This window comes from Cyanobacteria bacterium FACHB-DQ100, from assembly GCA_014695195.1.
GTDB lineage: Bacteria > Cyanobacteriota > Cyanobacteriia > Leptolyngbyales > Leptolyngbyaceae > Leptolyngbya.
The window spans coordinates 20,365-27,588 of the sequence record JACJNW010000027.1 but is presented as its reverse complement, the minus strand read 5'-3'; the positions used below and the strand labels follow the sequence as shown (position 1 = coordinate 27,588).

7 protein-coding genes are annotated in these 7,224 nt (G+C 48.4%); 2 read left to right on the top strand and 5 right to left on the bottom strand.

The window, feature by feature from the left end; translation table 11 throughout:
* A partial coding sequence (locus tag H6F51_11240) for a Mo-dependent nitrogenase C-terminal domain-containing protein (protein MBD1823052.1) occupies positions 1 to 234 on the top strand: 234 nt, incomplete at its 5' end.
* Between the two features lie 15 nt (positions 235 to 249).
* Here H6F51_11240 and H6F51_11235 read toward each other — a convergent pair.
* Both H6F51_11235 and H6F51_11230 read right to left on the bottom strand, forming a co-directional pair.
* Entirely contained in the window at positions 250 to 621 is a 372-nt protein-coding gene (locus H6F51_11235) for a hypothetical protein (GenBank protein MBD1823051.1), read from the bottom strand.
* A gap of 5 nt (positions 622 to 626) precedes the next feature.
* A complete protein-coding gene (locus H6F51_11230) occupies positions 627 to 2,111 on the bottom strand; it encodes a hypothetical protein (protein MBD1823050.1) in 1,485 nt (494 codons plus the stop codon).
* A 187-nt stretch (positions 2,112 to 2,298) separates the two neighbouring features.
* On the opposite strand from H6F51_11230, the gene H6F51_11225 reads away from it, so the two are divergent.
* Positions 2,299 to 2,637, top strand: a complete 339-nt coding sequence (locus H6F51_11225; protein ID MBD1823049.1) for a helix-turn-helix transcriptional regulator — start codon at positions 2,299 to 2,301, stop codon at positions 2,635 to 2,637.
* Between the two features lie 956 nt (positions 2,638 to 3,593).
* On the opposite strand, the gene H6F51_11220 is transcribed toward H6F51_11225, so the two are convergent.
* Genes H6F51_11220 through H6F51_11210 form a run of 3 tightly spaced genes read right to left on the bottom strand, consistent with a single transcriptional unit; the run spans position 3,594 to position 7,217 of the window.
* A complete protein-coding gene (locus H6F51_11220) occupies positions 3,594 to 4,040 on the bottom strand; it encodes a response regulator (protein ID MBD1823048.1) in 447 nt (148 codons plus the stop codon).
* 2 nt (positions 4,041 to 4,042) lie between these two features.
* On the bottom strand, positions 4,043 to 4,645 hold the full coding sequence (locus tag H6F51_11215; protein ID MBD1823047.1) for a response regulator: 603 nt from the start codon (positions 4,643 to 4,645) through the stop codon (positions 4,043 to 4,045).
* A 13-nt stretch (positions 4,646 to 4,658) separates the two neighbouring features.
* A complete protein-coding gene (locus H6F51_11210; GenBank protein MBD1823046.1) occupies positions 4,659 to 7,217 on the bottom strand; it encodes a PAS domain S-box protein in 2,559 nt (852 codons plus the stop codon).
* Positions 7,218 to 7,224: the final 7 nt, after the last annotated feature.

Genomic DNA, 7,224 nt, shown 5'->3' with positions numbered 1-7,224 from the left:
CAAAAATTGGACGAGTTCGAGATTCGTAATTCAGAAACTGCCCATTTTTTCTGTCGCCTGATTCCGGCTCAGTGTCCCTTTGAACGCGATATCTGCTTCTTCGGTCATGTTCTACTCCACATTCCGCCGATGTGCAAACTGAATCCGTTCTATGAGCAGTTGGTGGGCTTGCGGTTCAAAGCGCTCTGTTACCTAGCTGATGTATGCGGGGAAGATATTGCCGCTTATTGCTAGTCTCAGCAAAGAGAGCTAACGGGCGCGATAAGTGCAAGCTCGTCCTAGCATTTTACGAATTGCCTCAGATTGAGGCTTCATAAACCCGCCATAGATCCCATTGCGATCTGCGACTTGAAACTGACCATCGCAGTTTGTAAAAGCCACCGGTCGATCGTTGCCGATTTGATAGGTGAAAAAATATCCAGCGCGCCGAGGCTCTAATTGAATTGAATCCAAGTTGAGATAAACCTTCTCTCCAGTGGACGCGATGCCCATATACTCCCAGCGATCCGGTGCGGCATGAACAGAGATAGCGGAAATTCCAAGGGTCGCGACATCAGCGATCTCTGCCTGCCACTGAATCAATTCTTCCAGCGTGAGTTGTGAGCGTTTGACTTTTGACATTTCGATTAGCTGTCATTCACTTCATTGAGCTTCTCTAGAGGTTTCACGATATGTATTCGAGCCTCTGAGCCACAGGATTCAAGACCAAATACAAGTTGAGCGAGTAGAACAGGTGAATTATCCATCCCACCCTTCATATTTTCCCCTTCAGTGTAAAATCTCTTTTTCTCACTGGGTTCTAGCGATTTTGGTGGATCTTCAGAATCAGCCTCAAAGATCGCTGTAATTGTCTCTGGCTGGACTGTTTTACACGATCCTGATTGATAGTGAATGGGATGCCAGAGTTCAAGATGGTTGTAGAGGGTTCGGGTACTGATTCCCTCAGCAGCGATTAATTTCGCTCTAGCGGTGGCAGTTGAGGGAAACTGACCTTCCTGCTCTAAGCGAGACACAACAGCCTTAATTCGTCTCTGGGCGTCTTCTGAACGCAGAACATTGAGCGGGACAACCTTCTCACCTTCATCGCTGTGGGCATTCCCCGATCGCTTTGGATTACTCCCTAATGCCCAGTAGTAGTTCTCGGCTGACCTTGCCCAAACTGTCGATCGCATTCGGATCTCATGTCGGTGCTGACACCATTCCTCATAGCCTGGGAGGTTCACCGCAGTCTGTTCGACATATTCACCGAGGGCATCTCCTTTCAGTCCTTCAAATACGACTCCGTGACAGGCGATCGTCTTCAATAAGTGATTCGTTTGCCCGTAGTCAGTCCAACCCTCCTGAATCTCAGCCCGAAGGTCTTGGAGCCAATCTTCGACGATCGTGGTGTGGCGCTTCCGTCGATTGCGGTTGTTCGTTCGGGCGATCGCGATCGCATTCATCAACTCAGAGAGATCTTGTCCTGCTGCTGCTATATCCCACTGCTGGAAGAACTGCCCTAAATCGTGGCTAAGCGGGTTGTAATCGTCATCGAGTAAGCAAGATCCTGATTCCGGTTGTAAGGGAAGTCGATGCGCGTTGTACTCGGTATAAGTGCCGGGGACGGCATACGCCTTACAGTTTGGAAAAACTTCGAGCTGCCCTTGTGCGATCGTCAATCCCTGCGCCTCTAAACATTGCTTGATCGCCTGAGCCAATCCGAACGTTTGAACGGCATGAGGTAACGGAATGTAGAGGTGTAAGCCTTCTGACCAACTCGATCTAATCAGAACGGTGCGACAAATCCCGATCGTTTCCAGTGCCGCTCGAATCAGAGTGAGCAATTCTGGGTTCTGGTAGGGGTGGAACTGACCGTTACGATCTATGTCGATTAGCGCGTAAGAGGTCTGGGAGTCGAATCGAACGCCAATTAATTTGGAATTGTCCTTCCACTCTCGCCATAGAATGCGCGGACGTATGGGATACTTAGCAACCGTCTGCCACTTGGGGGTAGTTTCGTTAGTTGAAATAATCGCGTTCCACAGATAAGGGAACGTCTCACATAGACGTTTACCGATTAGATTGGAGGGAAATGGGTCGTGACACTGGCTTTTATTAGAATAAGTGCTCATACCGCTAACTCTCTAAAGCTGAATTGGCAGGACTTGTAGCCGTTGACGAAAACTTGAATTGTGTGAATCTTTGAGCTTGATGGTTTCCATAGCAGAGTCATGAATTAGAATGGTTTCAGATTCGTCAAAAGCGAATTGTTATAACGCTCCCTTGGTTGAACCATTATATTCGCTCTGGGTTAAACTGATGCATCAATATTTCGATCAGACGCTCAAGCAACTTGGAATTACAGGAAAGAAGCTCGCTGAGGTAACAGGGGTTAGCACAACCCACATCTCAGAGTTTCGTAATGGCAAAACGAATCCGTCCTGCGAAATGCTGGAGCGAATGCTAGACGGTGCAGATCAAATTACGCCAGGAGCGAAACGCTACTTCTGCGAACTTCTAGCCGGTAAAGAACCTCGACCAGTAGAGGACCCGATTGAGTTGCTAGATGATACACAATTGGCACGATTACTACTTAAAGTCGCCAACAGACTTGAAAAGCGGAAACTAGGGCTTTCTCAGGAATTACTTAGCGCCTAGGTTAAAGCTGGATTCGCATATGTATTAATTCACTTAGTCAATTTTCTGTTGCCGTATCAGAAGTCAGGTTTTTTCCTTAATCGCTAAGTAAAAGAGCAAGGCTCAATTGGTAGAGTATCTAATGCGAGCCTCTAATGAGATCAAGAAACAGCGCTCAAGTACATAATTTCAGTGTACATGCCGCTTGAATTAGGTTCTATTTTGGAAATACAACCTTGGCTGCCTCTAGAAACTCAATTTACGACATGAGTATTACTTCAAAACTCAACGCTGATACTCCTGGATCGAGACGAACTCTTACGGATTCGCAGTCTCAAACTCCTCACGAGCGAACACTCTGTGAAGCGAAGCTAACGTGATTATGTCTTTTTTGCCTTGCAGATTGATTCCCCCGGAAAGCTAACTCCTGAGATCGATGTCGCTGCCTTTTGCGCGCCCGAAGGAATCAGCTACGCTGCACGTTGGGAGTTGGATGAGGGGGATCTGTACAAAGCGTTAGGCGATTTGCGGAAGAAGGGTATTGTTGTGTCGATTTCTAGCCGACTGAATCTCCAACTCTCCTAAAGCACCCGAAGCGCTCTGCATCTCGACTTTCTGCCGACTGTGGCAACTGATCAAAACGAGCAGCTGAGCTTGATGCAACAACTGATAAGCCCTAGGCAGGTGCCCAGGGCTTCTTCTAATAAATGCCAGCGTGAATAGAGGAGCTAGCGGTTTTGAATATGCTTCTATCATGAACGAAGCCGGTTCTCTAGGGCTAGGGTTAACTTACCCAATTTGTTCCTACTTTCACTTGGGTAGCAGCTAGCGGCTGCACAGGTTCTCAGCCCGGACCTTCTGCGGGTGCGGCAACGAACCAAAACGTTGAACCACTAATGAGTTAATACTTTCTGGTCTTCTTCTTTAACGAAGGCAATCAGTAGGATCTCGAGCATAGAACGCCCAGATGTCCCTATCTAGGAGATATCGATTTGCGGTTTCTCGTTCAGCACAAGCCAATGAACGTGCAGTGTGTTCACAATTTCTACAAGCTGGTTAAAGCTAACGGGTTTGACCATGTAAGCGTTCACTCCTAAGTCATAAGTTCGGTTGACATCCGCATATTCCCTTGAGGCAGTCAGCATCACGACGGGAATGCGCTTCAATCCGGGTTGTTGACGTAACCAAGCCAGTACTTCAGCTCCAGAGCGACGAGGAAGTTTCAAATCGAGCAGAATCAGCATCGGAAGTGGATACTGAGCGCGATCCTCAAACGGCGGTTGTCCGGCCAAGTAGGCAATCGCTTGTTCTCCGTCGTTGATGATATGCAAGTCAGCAGCAATCTCAGCTTTACGAAACGCCCGCTGAATTAATAAAACCTCTTTAGGATCATCTTCAACCAGTAAAATTGGGGGCACATCCATTGTCACGAGTTACTTGATTTGTGTGAAGGATTCTCAGGCAGTAGGTCTTGTAGCAATTCGCTTGCCGTTTGAGCAGCGCGGTAAATCTGCTGGAAGTCGGTTTGGTCAGCCTGAGAACGAGATGTACTTCTCTCGAGTAACCGTGAACTGAGTGACAGAATTGTTTGCAGCGCTTCGTTGAGATCATGAACGCGAATGTTGGTATACCGTTCTAGCTCAGCACGGATTCTAACATTCTCGAGCGAACGACTGACAGCAGCAGGTAGACGAGCATAAGCATCTGATCGTTTGAGAATGTAATCGTCTAGTCCAAGCTTCATCGCCTCGACGGCGATTTCTTCCGTGCCTGTGTTGGTGAACATAATCACTGGAAGGGTTGGATCTTGCTCCTTAATGGCGAGAAGAACGTCAATCCCTGTTGTCCAGCGAATTTGGAAATCTGTAACCACCAAATCAAAATTTTTCTCCCGAATGGCGCGATTTAAGCCGCCCTGGTCGAGAACCTCTTGAACTTGCAGATTGGAGAAGGTTTGTTTGAGCGCGCGAATCGCCAAGGCACGATCGCCTGGATTGTCATCGATTAAGAGAATGCGGGGTTGAGTCATGTGGAAAATAAATCTAGGTAGATGCAAGCGGTAATACAAGCCAAAATCGGCTACCGTGGCCCAGTTGAGACTCTACCCCAACTTGCCCACCCATGCGATCGATACCTTTCCGGACAATCGCCAAGCCAATGCCTGTTCCCGGAAATGTTTCGATGCCGTGTAACCGCTCAAACACACGAAAGATGCGATCTTGATATTCGGGTGCGATACCGATGCCATTGTCTTCGATCGTTAAGCGTACCAATTTTTTTTCAACCTGAGCCGCGATGACGATGGCAGGCTGGTTTGACGGCTCCACAAATTTGAGCGCATTGCTGATTAAGTTTGTGATCACTTGAATCAAAATGGGGCGGTTAGCAATTACCGAGGGCAGCGGAGACCGAATCTGGACGACTGCGTGACGCTCTCCAATTTCGCGATGTAGTTGACGTAGAGCAGCATCAACCACGGCATTCAACTCTGTCGGTTGCAAATTGATTTGCGTTCGACTCAGCCGGCTATAGCTCAGCAAATCATCAATCAAGGTGCCCATCTGCACCGCACTATCGGAAATGCTCTGAATGTAGGTATGAGCGAGATCATCGAGGTGAGTGCCGTAATCTTCTTCTAATGCCTGAGCAAATCCTTGCATAATTCGGAGGGGAGCTCGTAGGTCGTGTGAGACCGAATACGTAAACGCTTCTAGCTCTTGATTAATTTCCGTTAGTCGCGTGGTTCGATCCTCGATGCGTTGTTCTAAGGTAGCGTTGAGCTGCTGCAATGCAATTTCAGCCGCTTTGCGCTCGGTGATGTTGAGCATCACGCCAAGCAGACGGATCGGTTGTTCGGTGTCGTTATAAACCGCTCGTCCGCGTGCAGAAATCCAATGCACGCTGTCATCGTCCCAAACAACGCGAAAGTCTGAGAAGTAGAACGACCGAGTTGAAATCGCGGATTGAATCGCCTGCTCGGTTGCCTCAATATCGTCAGGATGCACGCGATTTCGCCACGTTTGATAGTTGGGTTCGCAGCCGTGTGGTTCATAACCTAAAAGCCGAAAGGAATTGTCATTCCAGATCACCTGTTCAGTAAGCAGGTTCCAATCCCAGGTTCCAATTCCCGAGAATTCCATTGCCGATCGGAATCGTTCTTCACTTTGGCGCAATGCTAATTCAGCTTGTTGGCGTTCGGCTTCCAATCGCTTTCTGTGATCGATGTCTTCGATGACAGAAATAAAATACTTTGGCTGTCCATCAGAGTCACGCACTAGCGCTACTGTTAAGTTGATCCATACGATCGAGCGGTCTTTGCGGATGTAGCGTTTCTCTATCGAATAGGTCTGGATTTCTCCTGCTATCATCTGCCGCATATAGCTCAGATCAAGGTCGAGGTCGGCGGGATGGGTGATGTCTTGAAATGTACAAGCCAACAATTCTTCGTAGCGATACCCGACAATTTCACAGAGTTTTTGATTGACTCGTAGCCAGGTGCCGTTTGGCGCAACTTGAGCAATTCCGACCGCTGCTTGATTAAATGTCGCTTTGAACTGCTGTTCACTCTCGCGCAGGGCGACCTCAATTCGTTTTTGCTGGGTAATATCTTCCACAGCAATGAGAATGCCCTTGACTCTTGCAGAGTTGTCTCGCCACGGCTGCACTTCCCAACGCAAAAATTGTTCGGAGCCATCAAGCAATACGTAGCGATCTTCATCACATTTTTCGCTGTGTCCCGCTAACCCGCGTTGATGAGCAGCTCTCCATCCTGCAGGCTGGTTTGGAAACAGATCGTAATGCGACTTGCCCAATACCGATTCGATCGAGCCGAGGTGGTAATCCTCGATCCAGCGCTGACTAACCGCAAGATAGTGCATTGTTTCGTTAAACATCGCAATGCTCGCAGGCGCATATTTCACAAATGTCTGAAGCCTCTCTTCCCGTTCCCTCAGGCTTCGCTCTGCTTGCTGTCGTTGTGCTTCATTGCGTCTAACCAGTTCCGCCAGTAGCGCCAGTAAGATTAAACTTGTCCCAGTGATGAGCGTAAAGGTGAACAGCGCGGAGCTTAAGTGTTGCTGCGATTCTGCTGTTCGTTGCTGCAATTGATCCGTTTCTTGGCGCTCGAGGACGGCGATTTGCGTCCGAATGTTGTCCATAATCCGCTTGCCACGATCCGACCGAACAATTCGCAGCGCCTCATCAAATTTGCCTGTGCGACGGAGCTGAATGGTTTGATTTAATTCGGTCAGTTTTGCCGTGATCGCTTGCTCTAGTACTTCAATTTGTTGCGGCTGCGTGGTTCTTGTCTCTAATTGCTTTAACGTCTGGACTTGCTCACTAACCCGAGTGATCGCGCTGTTATACGGCTCCAAATACTGGTCTTGCCCAGTCAGCAAATACCCGCGTTGTCCAGTTTCCGCATCTTTAAGTGTTGAGAGCGTGTCTTCTAGCACAGCAATAATCTGGTGGCTCTGGCGCACGAGTCGCTCATTATCAACCAGCCGGAAGATGTTGCGGTAGGAAATCACACCATTGATTAACACCAGCACTAGCGTAATGCTGAAGCCAGCATTGATCTGCCGAACCAACGATTGCTTCATATCATTT